This window comes from Sorangium sp. KYC3313, assembly GCF_052075895.1.
In the GTDB taxonomy this organism is placed as follows: domain Bacteria; phylum Myxococcota_A; class Polyangia; order Polyangiales; family Polyangiaceae; genus Sorangium; species Sorangium cellulosum_B.
The window spans coordinates 11,867,519-11,884,282 of sequence record NZ_CP197255.1 but is presented as its reverse complement, the minus strand read 5'-3'; the positions used below and the strand labels follow the sequence as shown (position 1 = coordinate 11,884,282).

Annotated in this window: 5 protein-coding genes; 4 read left to right on the top strand and 1 reads right to left on the bottom strand. The window is 76.3% G+C overall.

The window, feature by feature from the left end:
• Positions 1 to 18: 18 nt before the first annotated feature.
• Positions 19 to 4,311: a tetratricopeptide repeat protein gene (locus tag ACSRUE_RS45230; RefSeq protein WP_441288974.1), complete on the bottom strand. Its 4,293-nt coding sequence runs from the start codon at positions 4,309 to 4,311 to the stop codon at positions 19 to 21.
• Between the two features lie 398 nt (positions 4,312 to 4,709).
• Between ACSRUE_RS45230 and ACSRUE_RS45225 the strand changes: the two genes are divergently transcribed.
• The 4 genes from ACSRUE_RS45225 (at position 4,710) to ACSRUE_RS45210 (ending at position 16,751) form a co-directional block, all read left to right on the top strand.
• On the top strand, positions 4,710 to 5,315 hold the full coding sequence (locus ACSRUE_RS45225; protein WP_441288973.1) for a peptidyl-prolyl cis-trans isomerase: 606 nt from the start codon (positions 4,710 to 4,712) through the stop codon (positions 5,313 to 5,315).
• A gap of 56 nt (positions 5,316 to 5,371) precedes the next feature.
• A complete protein-coding gene (locus tag ACSRUE_RS45220) occupies positions 5,372 to 5,668 on the top strand; it encodes a polyhydroxyalkanoic acid system family protein (RefSeq protein WP_441288972.1) in 297 nt (98 codons plus the stop codon).
• A 335-nt stretch (positions 5,669 to 6,003) separates the two neighbouring features.
• The gene (locus ACSRUE_RS45215; RefSeq protein WP_441288971.1) at positions 6,004 to 10,776 is read left to right on the top strand and encodes a hypothetical protein; all 4,773 of its coding nucleotides are present in this window, start codon (positions 6,004 to 6,006) and stop codon (positions 10,774 to 10,776) included.
• Positions 10,773 to 16,751: a hypothetical protein gene (locus ACSRUE_RS45210; RefSeq protein WP_441288970.1), complete on the top strand. Its 5,979-nt coding sequence runs from the start codon at positions 10,773 to 10,775 to the stop codon at positions 16,749 to 16,751. The genes ACSRUE_RS45215 and ACSRUE_RS45210 overlap by 4 nt, the downstream gene beginning before the upstream one ends.
• The last annotated feature ends 13 nt before the right edge of the window (positions 16,752 to 16,764 follow it).

Sequence of the window (16,764 nt, the reverse complement as noted above, 5' to 3'; positions counted from 1 at the left end):
CCGGCCGCTCGCTCCGCCTCAGCGCCCCTTGCCCGCCCCCAGGCTCTCCAGCGCCTGCTCCGCGTCGCGCCGGTAGGCGTTGTCGGTCGGCGCCGTCTCCAGGAAGCGCTGGTAATGGTGGACGGCCTTCTCCCGGTTGTTCGCCGCGCGGAGCGCCTCGGCGAGGAGGAAGTGCGCGTCGAACAGCCACGGCGGGGTCGAGCGGTCCGGCGCCTCGCCCAGGGTGACCGCCTGCTCCATCTCGCTCGCGGTCCCGGCCCGGTTGCCGCGCGACGCGTAGATCTTGCCGAGGCGGTAGTGCCACTCGGGGACCTTGTCGTTGAACGCGATCGCCTTGCGCCACGCCTCCTCCGCGGCCGCCCAGTTGCCCTGATCCTGGTAGCAGAGCGCCATCGTGGCGTAGGCCTCGTAGCGGGACGGCCGCTTCTCCAGCGCGATCTTCAGATCCGCCAGCGCGTCCCGGCTCGCCCCCTGCTTCTGCAGCAGCACGCCGCGCTGCCAGTACGCGTCGCCGAGCTCCGCGTCGAGCTCCAGCGCGCGCCTCAGCGCCATCTCCGCGCGCGCGGTCTGGGCCGTCTCGTTGGCGCCCCAGCCGACGTAGAGGTGGTACTCGGCGCGGTTCGGGTCGAGCTCCGCGGCGCGCTCCAGGAAGCGCAGCGCCTCGGCCATGTTCGTGCCGCGCACGAGGAGCGCGCGGCCGAGGAAGTGGTTCGCCTCCGCGGAGTTCGCGCGGTCCTTGAGCACGTCGCGCAGGATGGGCTCCGCCTGGCTCGCGTGCCCCGCCATGACCTGGGTCGAGCCGACGCGCAGCTTCAGGTCGATGTCGTTCGGCGCCTTGCGGAGCGCGTCGGCGTACATCTCCAGCGCGCGCTCGCTCTGGCCGGTCTCCTCGAACAGGAGCCCGCGCTCGAGCGCGAGGCCCGGGTAGTCCTTGTCGGCCGCCGTGACCTTGTCGAAGACCTTCGCGGCGTCCTCGAACCGCCGCAGGCGACGGTACGCCACGCCCAGCTTGAACTGGCTGCCGAGGTCGTCCTCCTTCGCGAGCGCGAGCTCGAGCTCCTGCCGGGCCTCGTCGTACCGCCCGGTCTGGAGCGCGACCTCCGCCTTGGCCTTGTGCAGCGCGGGCAGGTCCGGGAACTTCGCCGTCGCCTCCGACAGCCTCTCCGCCGCCGCCTCGTTGCGGCCCATGCTGGACAGGAGCGACGCAAGCGCCACGTAAGCGTCGACGACCTCCGGGAGGTTCTCGTTCGACTTCACGGCGTCGAGGTACGCCTGCTCCGCGTCCTTCTTGTTGCCGAGCGCGAGCTCGGTGCGCCCGAGCCAGTAGGCGACCTGCGGGTCTGCCGCGTGGGTCTTCTGCAGCTCCTTCAGGAGGTCCTTCGCCTCCTTCATGCGCTCCTGCGCCAGCCACGTCTTCGCCTTGCCGAGCTGCGCGGCGAGGCTCCGGGCGTCCGCGCGGGCCGCGGCCTCGAAGCGCGCCTGCGCCTCGGAGTAGCGGCCTGACCGGTAGAGCACCTCGCCGTTGCCGATCAGGGCGCGCACTGCCTGCGGGTCGAGCTTCACCGCGGCGGCGAAGGCCTGCTCCGCCGCGCTCATGCGCGACCTCGCGAGGTGGATGGTGCCGAGCAGCGTGTACGCGTCGACGATCTCGGGGTCGCTCGCGGCGGCCCGGGTCGGACCGTCGCCGGTGACCTGGCCGAGCAGATCGAGCGCCTCCTGCTCGCGGCCCGGGGTCTGCCAGAGCGCCGACGCGATCAGGGTGCGGGCCCCGACGTGGTCGGGCGAGGCCGCGAGCGCGCCGCGGGCGCTCGCCTCGGCGCCCGCGGCGTCCCCGGCGAGGATCTGCGCCCGGGCCAGGCCGTAGAGCGTGCGCGCGTTCTTCCGGAGGCCGCTCGCGTGCTGCCACGCCGCGATCGCCTTGGGGGCGTCCCTGGCGGCGAGCTCGATCTCGGCCGCGAGGACGGCGAGGTCGATGTCGTCCTTGAGCTGCGCGGCGAGCGCCTGCGCGGCCTGTCGCGCGCGCGGGAGCTCGCCGCTGGCCGCGGCCTGCGCCGCGACGGCCAGGGAGAGCAGGTCGCCCGGATGGGAGCTCGCGAGCGCGAGCATCTCCTTGCCGAAGGCGTCGTCGACGGTCCGGTGCCCGAAGCGGATGCTCCGGGCGAAGGCGATGTACGCGGCGTAGGCCATGGTCGCCCGGTGGCGCGGCGCATTGGCCCGCGTGGCGTTCGCGTCGTTCAGCGCGCCGTTGGCGGCCGACGCGGTGTCCTTGGCGAAGGCCGTCTGGGTCCGCTGGCGCAGCTCGGCGAGCGCCCCCTCGTGCGCGAAGGCGTTGAGCCGGTCGCTGATGAGGTTCACGCCGAAGGCGCCGACGTCCGGAACGAGCGCGAGCGCGCCGCCGCTGACGGCGGCGACCGCGAGCGCCGCCACGACGTAGCGCTTGATCTTCGACTTCTGCGGCGGTGCTTCCGTGGTCGCCGCGGGCTTCTCGGCCTGCGCGCCGGGACCGGCGCTCAGGTCGCCGATCTCGGTGCCCGCGCCGGTCAGGTCGACCTCGTCCCCGACGCTGGGGTGCGGCTCGCTGAGCTCGATGCCCCGATCGTCGGCGTCCGCGGGCGATTGCGTGAAGTTCGCGGAGCGGTCGGACGGATCGTAAGGGGTGGGCGCGGCGCCGGGGGCGAGCTGCGTGACGCTCTCGCCGAGCGCGATCTCGTCGCCGAAATCGTCGGCGCCGAAGCCGGCGGCGGGCGCGGCGCCGAAGCCGGTGGTGGACGAGGCGCGGGCGTCGGCGGGCGGCGCGGCGCCGAAGCCGGTGGTGGACGAGGCGCGGGCGTCGGCGGGCGGCGCGGCGAGGAAGTCGGCGGGGGGAACGGCGCCGAAGTCGACGGGCGGCATGGCGCCGCTGCTGGGCGGCTCCGGCGCTGCCTGCGGCGGGAGGGGGCGCGGCCCGGGCGCCTGGAATGCGGCGCCGACGCGCGAGTCGTCGTAGTCCGGCGGGGCCTCGTCGAAGAGCTCGGCGCCGACGATGGTCCCCGGTCCTGCAGGTGAGCCGGTACCGGTGGCCTTCGAGGGGAGGGCGGAGCCGGCGGCCTTCGAGGGGAGGGCGGGGCCGGTGGCCTTCGAGGGGAAGCCCGCGGGGGCCGGGGCAGGGAAGCCCGCCTGGGCCGCGGCCGGGAGCCCGGCGCGCGCCGGCGAGGGGAGCGGCGCGGAAGCCGGCGAGGGCAGGCCCGAGTTCGAGAACGGGGCGGGCATGCCGATGACGGCCGGGGCCGAGCTCGGCAGATCGCCGGCGACGATGGGCAGGTCGCCCGCGGACATCGCGGGCAGCTCGGCGTCGCCGTCGCCCTCGAGAGGCAGCTCGAGCTCACCGAAGCCGAACGACATGGAGCCGCTGCTCGAACGCGCCGGAGGAGCCGGGGGCGCGTCGTCGTCCAGGTCTCCGAAATCGTACTCCGGGACCACGCGCGGGGGCGCGTCCCCCGCACCGCGGGTGCGCCCGCGACCGAGCGGCTGCGTGGTGGCCCCGGCGTTTCGCGCGCCGAGCCCCGCGTCCCGCGCACCAGGCCCCGAGGGGGCGCCCGGCGCCGACTCTCGCTCGCCGAACCCGAGGGTGCGCCGGCTGCTCGGAGGCAGCGGCTCGACCCGCGCCGGCAGGTCGGTACCGGCGAACGCGGTCGGTGTCGCCGGGGCGGTGCGGGACTCCGCGCGCGATCGCGCCGGGAGCGCCACCGACGCATTGCCGTAGACGACCGGCAGATCGTCCGGGTTGAGCCCCTGCACCTCGGCGTCCGTCGGGCTCGGGAGCTCGACCATGAGATCGATCTCTCCGAAGCCGCGCCGCTGCGGCACGGTCTTGGCGTTCCGCCGATCGGACGGCGCGGGGCGATCGGGGACGTCCGGCAAGCCGATCTCGCCGAAGACCTCCGGACCCGGCGGCTCAGGAGGCGGCGCGGGCGGCGCAGGCACCGCGGGCGCCGCACGGCGCGGCGGCGTCGGTACCGGCGCCGGCGCCGGCCCGGGGCGTCGGGGAGGCGCGACCGCGGGGAAGGCGATGTCCTCCGGAGCCGCCATGGGCAGATCGGCGTCCTCGGGCGCCGCCGGGGCGCTCCGCTCCGAGAGCTGAAGGCCCCCCGCCCCCGCCCGCGGCGGGGGGGTGGGCACAGGCGTCGGCGCGGGCGCTGCGCTTGCGCCCCCCTTGGTCACCAGCAGGCTCGTACCGCACTTCGGACAGCGCATCCTGAGCCCCGCAGGGGGGACGCGCTTCTCGTCGACCTGGTACGGCGATTTGCACCCGTCGCACTCGACCTTGATCATGCTTCCCGACCCGATGCCGGCGCTGCGAGCGCCTTCGCAGGCGCCCCACGCTCGTTCGACCTGCGAAAGGCCGGGATGCCCCGACATCCGCTCTCCTTACTAGCAGGGGTTGCGGTCCTTAGGATCGCCTCTTCTGCCGGCGCCCTCAAATCGGCGACTTCCTCGGGCATGTCGCGTGCGTGGTCCCGCAGCAGGAAGAAGCAGGAAGCGGACAGCGGACAGCGCGCAGTCGCGGGGCGGCCGGGGACGGACGGACGCGGGGGCGGGCGGAGACGGGCGGGAGCGGCGGCAACGGCGGCAACGGTGGCAACGGAGCGGCGACGCCGTCTGGCAGGCGGCGCGTGTCGCCATCGCGGCCTCGCCAAGCGTCCTCCACTTGTGCTAACGCGCTGCCGCTCATGCAGCGCTCGACGGCGGTCATCTACACGCTCTTCTTCGCGGGCGCGCTGGCGTTCGTCATCACGCACGGCGGCTCGGAGGGGCGCGGCGCGGCCAGCGCGCCCCCCGACGCAGGCCCCGACGCCGCCGACGCCGACGCCGCCGCCTCGCCCGCGACGGCCGCGGCGGGCGACGCCGACGCGGGGAGCGACGCCGGCGCCGAGGGCATCCTCCAGGAGCGCGGCCCCGAGCCGGCGGGGCGATCCGACGCGGGCGTCACGCTCCTCTCGGGAGAGGCGCCGCCCTCGCTGCCGGCCGAGGCGCCGAAGAAGGTGCGCTTCGGCGTCGTGCTCATCCAGTACCGCGGCGCGCAGGGCGCGGCGCCGACCGCGCGCTCCAAGGACGCCGCGCTGGCGCTCGCCAGGGAGCTCGCCGAGGTGGCCAAGACGGACTTCAAGGCCGCCATCGAGAAGGGCGACAAGGGGTCGACCGACGACCTCGGCTACATCCCGCGCGGCGTGCTCGAGCCCGCGCCGGAGTACGAGCTGTTCAGCCTCTCCAAGGGGGGCGTGAGCGGTCCGGTCGACACGCCGCGCGGCTTTTGGATCGCGCGTCGGATCGAGTAAGTAGAGCGTACCGCGCGCGGCGCGTCGCCGTGGACGCGAACGAGTGGAGATACCGTATGGCGACGATCGACATCCGTCGGCAGCACGCGCTCACCAAGGACGATGCCAGGAAGCGCGCGGAAGAGCTTGCGCGGGGCATGGAAGACAAGCTCGGCATCCAGTGGCGATGGGACGGCGACGTCATCCGGTTCGAGGCGCCGGGCGGCGCCGCGAAGGGGACGAAGGGCCTCGTTCGCGTCGAGGTGTCCGCTGTCCACGTGGAGATCGATCTCCCGTTCCTGCTGAAGGCGATGAAGGGCATGGTCGAGTCGAAGGTCAACGACAAGCTCGACGCCGTGCTGGGCAGGGCCTAGCCCGGCGGCCGGGCCAGGCGCGCCCCGGCGGCTCGATCGACCGAGCCGCCCCGCAGCGGGCGGCGCCCCGGCCGACACGCGCTCCGCCTCCTCCTCCTCGCGAGCGAGCGGCCTCCGCCCGCTTGCTCGCGCCGCGCGCGAGCGCGCGCACCTTCGTGTCCGCCGCTCGACCCACCGATCGCGCGCGGCCAGGCACGGCGCTCGACGCCGCTCGGCGCTGTTCGAGCCCGCTCCCTGCCCGGCGCGCTTTACTCCGTCAGGTTCGGTTCGCTACTCTCCGCCATCGTCATGCGGTGCGCACAGATGAGACCCCGTTCGGAGGCGTCGCGAGCGAGATGACGGTTCAGGCACCCGAGGGGCAGGTGGAGAGCATGACGGCCCTGATCGCGCGGCTCCGCGCGGAGCAAGGCGAGCAACCGGAGCGGCAGCTCCAGGCGCTCTTGCTGCACGAGCTCGGCGCGCTCGAGGAGGCGCTCGGCGAGGAGCCCACGGCGGCGCGCGACTACCTCGCCGCGTTCAACGCGGATCCCCAGTTCCGCGAGCCGCTCGAGGCGCTGGTCCGCATCCTCACGCGGCGCAAGTCGATCAAGAACCTCGGCAAGCTGCTCGACGCGCTCACGCGCGCCGCGGCCACGCCCGAGGAGCGGGCGCGCTCGTTCTGGGAGCGCGCGGCGTACCTCCAGGACCACGAGCAGAACCTCGCGGCGGCCAAGGAGGCGCTCGAAGAGGCGGCGCTCAGTAACCCGGAGGACGCGACCCCGTGGCTCGAGCTCGAGCTCATCGCGGCCAAGGAAGGGGACCTCGCCGGCCGGATGCGCGCGCTGGAGGCCCGCGCGGAGCTCGCGACGGACGCGACGTGGAAGGGGCTGCTCTTCATCGAGCTCGCCGACCTCGCGGCGGCGACCGAGAACGTGGAGCGCGCCTACGAGCTGCTCGACGCGGCCGCCGCGCTGGAGGGGCGGGCGCGCTTCAGGTCGCAGCTCGCGCTCGAGGTCATCGCCCGGCGCGAGGAGGACCTCGGCGCGCTCGCGCGCGCCCTCGAGGGGCAGGCGGAGCTCATCGCCGACGCGCTCGACGACGAGGCGAGCGGCGACGCCAACGGCGTCCCGCGGACCCTGCGCAAGCCGGAGCACGCGGCCGACGCGTGGCTCCGCGCCGCCGAGCTGACGCAGCGGGCCGGGACGGGCGGCTTCGCGTCGCTCCTCGAGCGGGCCGCGGAGCGGCTGCCCGAGTCGACGCTCCTCGGCCGGGCGCGCATCGCCGCGCTCGAGTCCGCCGGCGAGGCCGAGGCCGCCGCCAGCCTGGCCAAGCAGGAGATCGCGCGCGGCGCGAGCGGGCCCGGCGCCGCGGCCCTGTGGCTCCGCGTCGCCGAGGCGGCGGCGCTCGCGAGCGATCGCGAGGCCGCGCTCGCGGCGCTCCGGAGCGCGCTCGCGGCCGACCCGCAGTGCATCCCGGCCCGCGCGCTGGAGATCGATCTCCTCGGAGACGGTCAGGACCCGTCCGCGTTCGCGGCCTCGCTCGAGGCGACGGCGGCCTCCTACGCCAGCGACGACGCGCGGGGGCGCGCGCTGCTGCTCGCGGCCTACGTCTGGGCGGTGCGGACGGACGACGTCGGCGCGGCGAAGGCGGCCCTGTCGCAGGCCGGCATGGCCGGCGTCCACCCGGGCGTGCTCGCGCGCTTCGGCCGGTCGTTCGCGGCGCTCCGCGGCGACGCGGCCTGGTACGAGGAGTCGACGAAGCGGCTGCTCTCGACGGGCGTCGACCCGGCCGAGAAGGCGAGCCTGTGGTTCGAGATCGGCCGGAGCCGCCTCCTCCGGGGGGACGCGAACGGCGCCGAGGGCGCCTTCGCCGAGCTCGCCAACGCCGGCGCCGACGACGGCGCCACGCCGAACGCGTGGCTCGGGCGGGCGCTCGGCGCCTTCGCGGTCGATCTCGTCCGCACCCGGCGCGAGCGCGGCGACGAGCCCGGCGCCCCCGGCCCGCGGCGCTCGCCGACGGTCATCGAGGCGCTCGCCGAGGTCGAGGGCGAGGAGACCGCGCGCGGGCTGTGGCTCGTCGCTGCCCTGCGCAGCGCGCGCGGCGGCGATCTGGATCGCGCCCGCAGCCGGCTCCGCGCGCTGTTCGAGCGATCCGCGGACGACGAGGTCGTCGCGGTGTTCCTGGCCGAGCTGCACCGGCGCGCCGGGAGCCCCACCGCCGCGGCCGCGACGCTCTCGGCCTGCGCCGCGGCGATCGACGACGCCGATCTCTCGGCGGCGCTGCACATCGAGGCGGCGATCCTGCTCTGGCGCGCCGGCGAGCGCGGGCGCGCCGTCGAGGAGCTCGAGGCGGCGCGCGGCAAGGCGCCGCGCGCCGGCGCGACGGCGCTCACCTGGGCCCTTCGCGGCCACGAGGCGGGCGATCTGGAGAGCCGGCGCCGCGCCCTCGAGGTCGCCGGCGAGGCGGGCGAGGACCCGGCGGCGCTCGCGCTGTCGCGGTTCGGCCTCGAGGTCGGCGCCGCCGAGGGCGGCGACGCCGACGAGGCGCTCGCGACGCTCGAGGCGCTGGAGTCGCAGGCGAGCGACGACCTCGCCCTGGCCGCCGCGCTCGGGCGCCTCCTCTGGCAGCCGGCCCTCGAGCAGCGCAGCGCCGTCGAGCGCGCGCTCGACTACATCGAGGAGCGCGGCGGCGCCGCCGCGACGATCGCGCACGCCGAGCGCTTCCGCCTCGCGCGGACCCTGGACCAGGATCGCGCGCGCACCGCGGCGCGCGCGGCGGCGTGGGCCGCGGCAGACCCGAGCCCGCACGCCGAGCTCGAGTGGCTCGGCGCCGCGCTCGGCGCCGAGGACCGCGAGGCGGAGGTCGCCGCGCGGAGCGCGCTCGCGCGGCACATGGAGGGCGAGGCCCGCGCCGCGATGGAGGCCTCGGCCGCCATCGTCGGCGCGCTCGATCAGCCGAACCTGCCGCGGCCGTTCCTCACGGGCGAGCACGCGCCCGCGCAGCTCGCCAACCTCGAGCTCGCGCTCCCCGGCTGCGATCCGCGGCGCCGCGCCGCGGCGCTGCACGGGCTCGGCGACGCGCTCGGCGAGGAGGCGCAGCTCACCGCGCTCGGCGTCGCGGGCTGGTCGGACTTCGCGGCCGGGGATCACGAGCGCGCGCTCGCCGCGTTCCGCGCGGTCGTCGAGCGGCGGCCCGACGACGTCGCCGCCTGGGAGGGCGTCCGCGCGACGTCCGAGGCGCTGCGCGACCCCGTGTCGACGGCGCTCGCCTCGGCGCAGCTCGGGGCGCTCTGCAGGGACGACGCGCGCGGCGCGGGGTTCTGGGAGAGCGCTGGGCTCCTGCTCGTCCAGCACACCGAGGCCCACGACGACGCGGAGATCGCCTTCGATCGCGCGTTCGCGCGCGACCCGCGGCGCGGCGTCGCCTTCGACCGGCTGTTCCGCCGCGTCCGCGCGCGCAACGAGGACGATCGGCTGCTCGACATCATCGAGAGGCGGCTCGGCGTGGCGGACAGCGACCTCGAGCTCTGCAAGCTGTTCTGGGAGCGCGCGCGCGTGCTCCGCAAGAAGGGCAAGCTCGACGACGCGCTCGCCGCGCTCGAGAACGTGACGCTGCTCGAGCCGGACCACATCGGCGCGCTGGCGCTCTCGGCCGACATCTCGAAGGCGCAGGGCGACCTCGGCCAGGCGGCCGCCTTCTACGCCGAGCTCTCGCGCGTCGCGAAGGCGCCGGGGGAGCAGCGCCTCATGTCGGGGATCACCGCCGTCGACGCCTACGAGAAGCTCGGCGAGCACGACAGGGCGCTCGAGGTGCTGATCGGCCTGCACAGGGCCGGGCTGTCGACGCCCGTCGTCCGCGAGCGCCTCGTCCGGGTCGCCGCCCGGGTCGGCTCCTGGGACGAGGCGACGCGCCTGCTCGAGGAGCTCATGGTCGAGCGCGACACCCCCGAGGGGCGGATCGAGGCGGCGCGCCTCGCGATGGCCATCTACCGGGATCAGCTCGGCGCGCCGCGCCGCGCCGAGCGGGCCGTCGCCAAGCTCCTCGAAGAGGCGCCGGACGACGGCGAGGCGATCGATCTCGTCCTCACGACGGACTACGAGCCCGCCTTCCGCACCCGCGTGCTCGGCCGCGCCAAGGCGACGCTGATCCAGGCGCTCGCGTCCGAGCCGCTCGACGCGGACCGGGTCGCGCTCCTCGCGAAGATCGCCGGCGCGGGGCAGGACGCGGCGCTCCGGCAGGCCACGCTCGGCGCGCTCGTCTCGCTCGTCCGCATCGACGACGGCATCTCCGCGGAGCTCAGGAAGATCGACGCCCGCGTCCCGGCGCGGCCGCAGATCGCCCTCGACGCCAAGGCCATGGCCGACATCGCCGATCCGCTCGACACCGGGCCCGTCGGCGAGCTGTTCGCGAAGATGGCCGAGACCATCTGCATGGCGCTCGGCCCCTCGCTCGTGTCGCTCGGCGTCGGCAAGAAGGACCGCATCGACTCGCGCGGCGGCCACCCGCTGCGCGTGGCGGTCGCCGAGTGGATGGGCGCGCTCAGCTTCGAGACGGACTTCGAGCTCTACGTCGGCGGCCCCAGCCCTCGCGGCGCGACCGGCGTCTACGGCCAGCTGCCGGCGCTCGTGCTCGGCCCCGAGATCACGACGCCGCTCGACGCCGCCTCGCGCTCGGCGATCGCGCGCGAGGCGTTCGCGCTGCGCCGGGGCATCTCGTCGCTCAGGACGCGGGACGACAGCGCCGTCGCCTCGCTCGTCGCGGCCGCGTGCATCGAGGCGGGCTTCGCGGTCCCGCAGCCGCCCTACGCCGTCTTCGGCGAGGTCTCGCGCGCCATCCACAAGGAGATGTCGCGCGCGACCCGCAAGGCCATCGCCGACGTCTGCCAGCGCATCGTCTCGAGCCAGCAGGACCCGCTCCGCTGGGCGCAGGCCGCGCGCAGGAGCATCGACCGCATGGCCGTCATCGCCGCTGGCGACGTCTCGCTGGTCCTCTCGGACATCCTCAACACCCCGCGCGAGCAGCTCGGCGGTGTCGTCGTCGAGAGCGAGCGCGCGCGCCAGCTGGTCGCGTTCGTCCTCTCGCAGAGCTACCTCGAGCTCCGGAAGAAGCTCGGCATGGGGGTCCGGTGAGCAAGAATCCGCAATCCAAGAGCTCCTCTGGCGGCGGCGGCGACGAGGGCGCGCCGTCGCAGGAGAAGATCACGGTCCCCCCGCCGGCGATGTACGGCGCGGCGGTCTCGGAGGGCGACGTCGAGGAGGCCACGCTCCTCGCGAAGATCCCCGAAGAGCTCATCCAGTCGATCCGCGGCGCGGAGGAGGGCGAGCGCGCCGGCGAAGGCGGCCTGAAGCAGCTGTTCTCCCGCGAGCCCGTGCCCGTGCCCGCGAGGCCCGCGCAGAGCGCCGGAGAGAGCGACGCGCTGCTCGACATGCTGTTCGAGGATCAGCGCGCCGACGACGCCGACGACGGGGTCGTGACCTCGGCGCCGGCGTTGCACGGGACGCGCCGGCCCCCGGCGCCCATCCCGCCGCCGCGCCCCCCGTCGCTGCCCCGCCCCGCCGCCGCGCCCCGCTCGGGCAGCAGGCCGGGCGACGTGAGGGCGTCGCTCGGCGCGGAGCTCACGCCCGGCGAAAGGACGCCGAAGATCCCGCCGCCGGCCCCGTCCGCGAGGTTCACGGCGCCGCGCCCGCAGGCCGCCGCCCCGCCGCCCCCGCTGCCGCCGCCGTCGGTGCGCCGGGAGCCTGTGTTCGAGGAGGACACCGCCGAGCCGGGCGACCGCGCGACGCCCATCCCCGACGGCGGCGACTCCCCGTTCGAGTTCGCGCCGCCCAGCGGCGCCAGCAGCGGCCGGTTCTCGGAGGCGCACGGCATCGACGACGAGGAGACGCACGGCATCGACGACGAGGAGACGAACGCCCTCGACGGGCCCGGGCCCACGACCCGGCCGTACGCCGGCCAGTCGTCCGCCTCCGCCAGCCGCTGGGATCAGCCCGCCGCCGACAGCGATCCCGGCGAGCTCGTGGACGAGTCCAGCCTGATCAGCGGGACGACCGAGCCGACCGACGAAGAGCTCGAGGACGATCTCGCGCAGACGCGCGTCGCGACCCGGAGACCCGACAGCGGCGTCGCGTTCGCGCCGCCGCGCCCGCCTTCATCGCCGCGCGCGGCGTCGTCGCCGCCGCGCCCGTTCACGCCGTCCCACGTCCGGCCGTCGCCGTCGTTCGTGCCGTCGCCGTCGTTCGTGCCGTCTTCATCGCCGCGCGGGTCATCGTCGCCGCCGCGCCCGTCTTCGTCAGCACGCGTCCCGTCGGCGCCTCCTGCGGGCCCGCTGTCGTCGTCGTCGCCTTCCCGCGCGCCCGAGAGCCTCCCGCCGCTGCCGTCGATCCCGCCGCCCGCCTCGGTGTTCGAGGGCGAGCAGGACGCGAGCGCGATCCTCGTCCAGTCGCAGCAGCGCGACGTGTGGGCGGCGCGCGCCGCGTGGCTCCGCTCCGAGGCCGAGCTCATCGAGGACCCCGCGGCCCGGGCGCGCGCGCTGCTTCCCGTCGCCGAGCTCTACGTGATGGCCGGGGAGGACGCCGCCGCCCGCGCCATCGCCGCCGAGGCGCGCGATCTCGCCCCGAGCCAGATCTTCGCGCACCGCCAGCTCCGCGGCCTCCTGATGCGCGAGGGGGATGTGCCCGCCGCGCTCGAGGCGCTGGAGAGCGAGACCCGCGTCCTCGGCACGCCGGCCGCGCGCTGCCACAACCTCGTGCTCGGCGCGGAGCTCTGCCGCATCCCGCTCGCGGATCCCGAGGGCGCCCACAAACGCTTCGAGCTCGCGGCGCGGACGCACCCCGCCGATCCCCGCGCGCACGTCCAGCGCTTCTGCGAGGCGCTCGCCGCGCCGGACTCGGACGCGGCGGCCTCCGCCGTGCTCGCGAAGTTCCGCCTCCCCGAGGCGCCCGAGCTCGCGCCGCTCGCCGCCGCGAGCGCTCAGGTCGCAGCGCACCGCGGCGCCCCGAGGCCGGCGCGCGGCCGCGCCGCCCCCGCCACGCCGTACGAGGCGCTGCTCCGCGCCCGCGCCCTGCTCGGCGCCGGCGACCTCGCCGAGGGCCTCGCGACCCTCGATCCCCTGCGCGGCACCTCGCTCGCGCCCGCCGTCGCGTGGCTCACCGCCGCGCTGAGCGCCGCGCGCAAGGAGACCCGCCCGGCGTCGCTCGGCGCGCTCCGCGCCGTCGCCGCCGGCTCGCACGGCGGCCAGGCGCGCCGCGCCCTCGCGGCGCAGGCGATCGAGCTCGGCGACGCCGCGGCCGTGCGCGACGCGACGCTCGACGACGACGGCGCCTTCTCGCCGGCCGATCGCATCGTCCTCTCGGCGCTCGCCGGCGGCGCCGCCGGCGAGATCGACCCGTGGCTCGACGCCCTCGCGGACGAGCCCGAGTTCGCGCCGCTCTGCGCCGCCGCGAGCGCCGCCCTGAGCGACGCCGGCGGCGACGCCGCGGTGGCCTCCGTCGTGGACGGCGCGCCCGCGTCGAGGGGCGTGCGCCCCCTCGGCGGCCCGAGGGCCCGCGCCGCCGCGGCCCTCGGTCGCGCGCTCTCGCGCGAGGCCGTCCCCGCCGAGGGCGGCGTCGACGCGAGCGACGCCTTCTCCCGCGCGGTCGTCACCTACGGCGACACCGCGCCGGAGAGCCCGCTCTTCCGGGCGCTCGCGCTCGAGCTCGATCTCGACGGCGATCGCGGCGCCCGCGTCGCCAGGGCCGTGGCGTCGCTGCGCGAGGTCGCGTCCGAGCGCGACAGCGCGCTCGCCGCCGCCGTCCTCGCGGAGGTCGCGGGCGATCAGCGCGCGGCGATGAGCGATCTCGATCGCGCCCGCGCCGCGGACCCGCAGCACGAGGGCGCCGCGCGCGCCCGCGCCGCGCAGGAGAGCGGCGTCGGCGCGGCCCGCATCCTCGCGGAGCACGCGCTCACGCTCGACGAGGGGCCGCGGGCCGCTGTGCTCGTCACCGAGGCCGCGATCCGCCTGCTCGACGGCGGCGACAACGACGAGGGCGAGCGCCTGCTCTCGCGCGCCGCCCAGATCGATCCGAAGCTCCCCGTCGCGCTCCACCTCGGCGAGCGGAGCGCGCGCGCCCGGGTGGACCGCGACGGCCTGCTCGAGTGGCTCAGGACCCGCCGCGAGGGCGCGGCCGACCCCCTCGAGCGGGCCCACGATCTCGTCCGCGAGGCGCTCCTCGTCGCCGAGGCCGACCCCGCGGCCGCGGCGTCGCTCCTCGAGACGGCGCACCGCTCGCGCCCCCAGGACATCGGCCTGCGCGAGCTCTTCGAGCGGCTCGCGCCGGAGCCGCCCGCCGACCGCGCCTCCTGGCGCGCCGAGCGCGCCGCCGAGCTCCTGCGCGCCCTCGACGCAGGCGGTGATGGCGACGCCGGCCGCTCGGATGACGACCGCGCCGCCGCGGGCGCCGAGGCCGCTCGCCTCGCGCTCGAGGCCGCCCTCGACCACGAGCGCGCCGGCGATCTCGCGCAGGCCGCCGCGTGCGCCCGCCAGGCGATCGCCGCCGGGGACAACGCGCTCGCGCCGATCGCCCTCTACCGCGCGGCCGTCGCGGGCCACGGCACGGGAGAGCTCGTCGACGCCCTGATCCCGCGCGCCCGCGAGGCGGCGGACGCCGCGGAGCGCCTCGAGATCTACGAGCGCCTCGCGGAGCTGGACGAGCACGGGCGCAAGGACGCCGGCAGCGCCCTGCTCTGGCGCCGCTCCATCCTGGAGGAGACGCCGCACCACCTGCCGACGCTCCGCCGGGTCGCCTCGTACCTCATCGGCGAGGGCCGCGACGAGGAGCTCGAGCCGATCGCCCTCGAGATCGCCCGTGTCCTCGACGGCCCGGAGGCGATCGCCCACGCGCTCCTGTCGGCGCGGCTGCGCCTGCGCGTGCTCCCGTGGGAGGAGGCGCTCGAGCCGGTCCAGATCGCGTACAGGAACGAGCCCCGCGGCATCTGGGCGCTGCGCCAGATGGCCGCCCAGGCCCGCGCGAAGGCGGATCACGCCGTCGCGATCGAGGCGGATCGCCAGCTCATCGAGCGCACCGATCGCCCGTCCGAGGCCGCGGCCCTCTCGGTGCGCGCCGCCAGGGACGCCCTGCTCGCGGGCTCGATCGAGGACGCCGTCGCCTTCTTCCGGCACGCGATCACGCTCGTCCCGCACTACCTCGTCGCGCACCTCGATCTCGCCGACGCGCTCGATCGCGGCGGCGACCCGGCGGCCGCCGCCGCGGCGCTCGAGTCCGCCGCGGGCGCGAGCGTCGGCCCCGAGGGGCGCGCGCACTCGCTCTACGCCGCGGCCGTGCTCTGGCAGGACAAGGTCCAGAACGTCGCGCGGGCGCGCGACGTCCTCGAGGCGGTCGCCACGGTCGATCCGTCGTACGCCGACGTCTTCTCGCGGCTCAGGGCCATCTACATCGCCGAGGGGGCGCGCGCCGAGCTCGCCGCGCTCCTCGAGCGCCGCCTCGAGGCGGTGACCGATCCTGCGGAGCGGGTCGAGATGGAGGTCCTGCGCGGCCGGGCGCTCGCCGACGTCGGCGACGCGGCGGCCGCGAAGCGCGCGCTCGCCGCCGCGCTCGACGCGAACCCCGATCACGTCGAGGCCCTGTCCGCGTTCGCCGACGTCTGCGCCGGCGAGGGCGACTGGGCCGGCGCCGAGCAGGCGTGGATCCGCCTCGCGCGCCTCGTGCCCGAGCCCGCGAAGCAGGTCGCGATCTACCTCCGCCTCGGCGAGCTCTACGACGAGCACCTCCCGAACGCGGAGCGCGCCGAGCTCGCGTACCAGGAGATCCTGAAGCGCTCGCCGGGCGACGTGAGCGCGCGCGAGCGCCTCGTCTCGCTCTACAAGCGCGCCGGCGACGGCGCCCGCGCGCTCGAGCAGCAGAACCTCCTCATCAGCGCCGCGGAGGCGCCCGAGCAGAAGTGCCGCCGCACCGCGGAGCTCGCCGAGATCTACGAGGCGATGGGGGACGCGAAGAAGGCCGAGGCCACGCTGCTCACCGCCCGCAAGACGTGGCCGAAGGACGACTTCGCCCTCGGCGCGCTGGCCCGCTACTACCAGCGCACCGAGCAGACCGCCGCGGCGACGACCCTGCTCGATCGCGCCCTCGCCGACGCGCGCCGCGCGCTCAACACCGGCCGCTTCGAGCCCTACCTCTTCTCGACGGTCGCGACGGTCGCGGAGCTCCGCGGCCGCGCCGGCGCCGCGCGGATCGCGCGCGCGACGGTCGACGCGCTCGACGGCCGCGACGCCGCGATGGGCGGCGCGGGCAACGCCGCCGGCGCGGCCCGCCTCGACGCCCACCTCGCGCCGGAGCTCATGACCCCGGCGTTCCGGGAGCTCCTGCTCAAGACGGGCCCGCTGCTCGACGCCGCGGTGTCGTTCGATCTCGACTCGATCCGCGCGACGCCGCTGCCGCCCCAGCACGCCGAGATCACCGATCTGGCGCGCGGCATCGGCGCGGCGTACGGCCTCCCCGGCCTGCAGGTCTACATGACGGGCGCGCTCGGCGCCGTCTGCGTGCCGGCGTCCACGAGCCCGCCCAAGATCGTCCTCGGCCAGGCGCTCGTCACCTCGCCGCGCGAGGACGTCCGGGTCGCCCTCATCCACCGCGCCGTCAAGATCCTCCAGACCAACGCCTCGGCCTTCTCGCGGACGGCGCCGATCGATCTCTGGCCGCTGCTCGCGGCTTACCTGAAGGTGTTCGTCCCGACGTGGTCGCCGCAGGGCGCGGACGCCGGGCGCCTGCGCGAGTACCACGGCCGCATCGAGCGGGTGATGGCGGGCGGCGTGGATCCGAAGATCAGCGTGCTCGCCGCCGACGTCATCGGCTCGATCGGCAACCGCGCCTCGACGTTGAACACCGCGATCAACGGCTGGGGGAACCGGGCCGCGTTCCTCGCCGTGGGTGACATCAACGTCGTCCTCACGGGCATCGCCTGGTCCGGCGGCAACACGAACGCGCCGCCCGCCGCGGGCAAGGAGCGCGTCACCTGGATCGGGCGCAACGCGGAGGCGCGCGACCTCATCGTCTTCGCCGTGAGCGACGGCCTGACCGAGGCGCGGGAGCAGCTCGGCTTCAACGAGTGAAGGCACGTCCCCC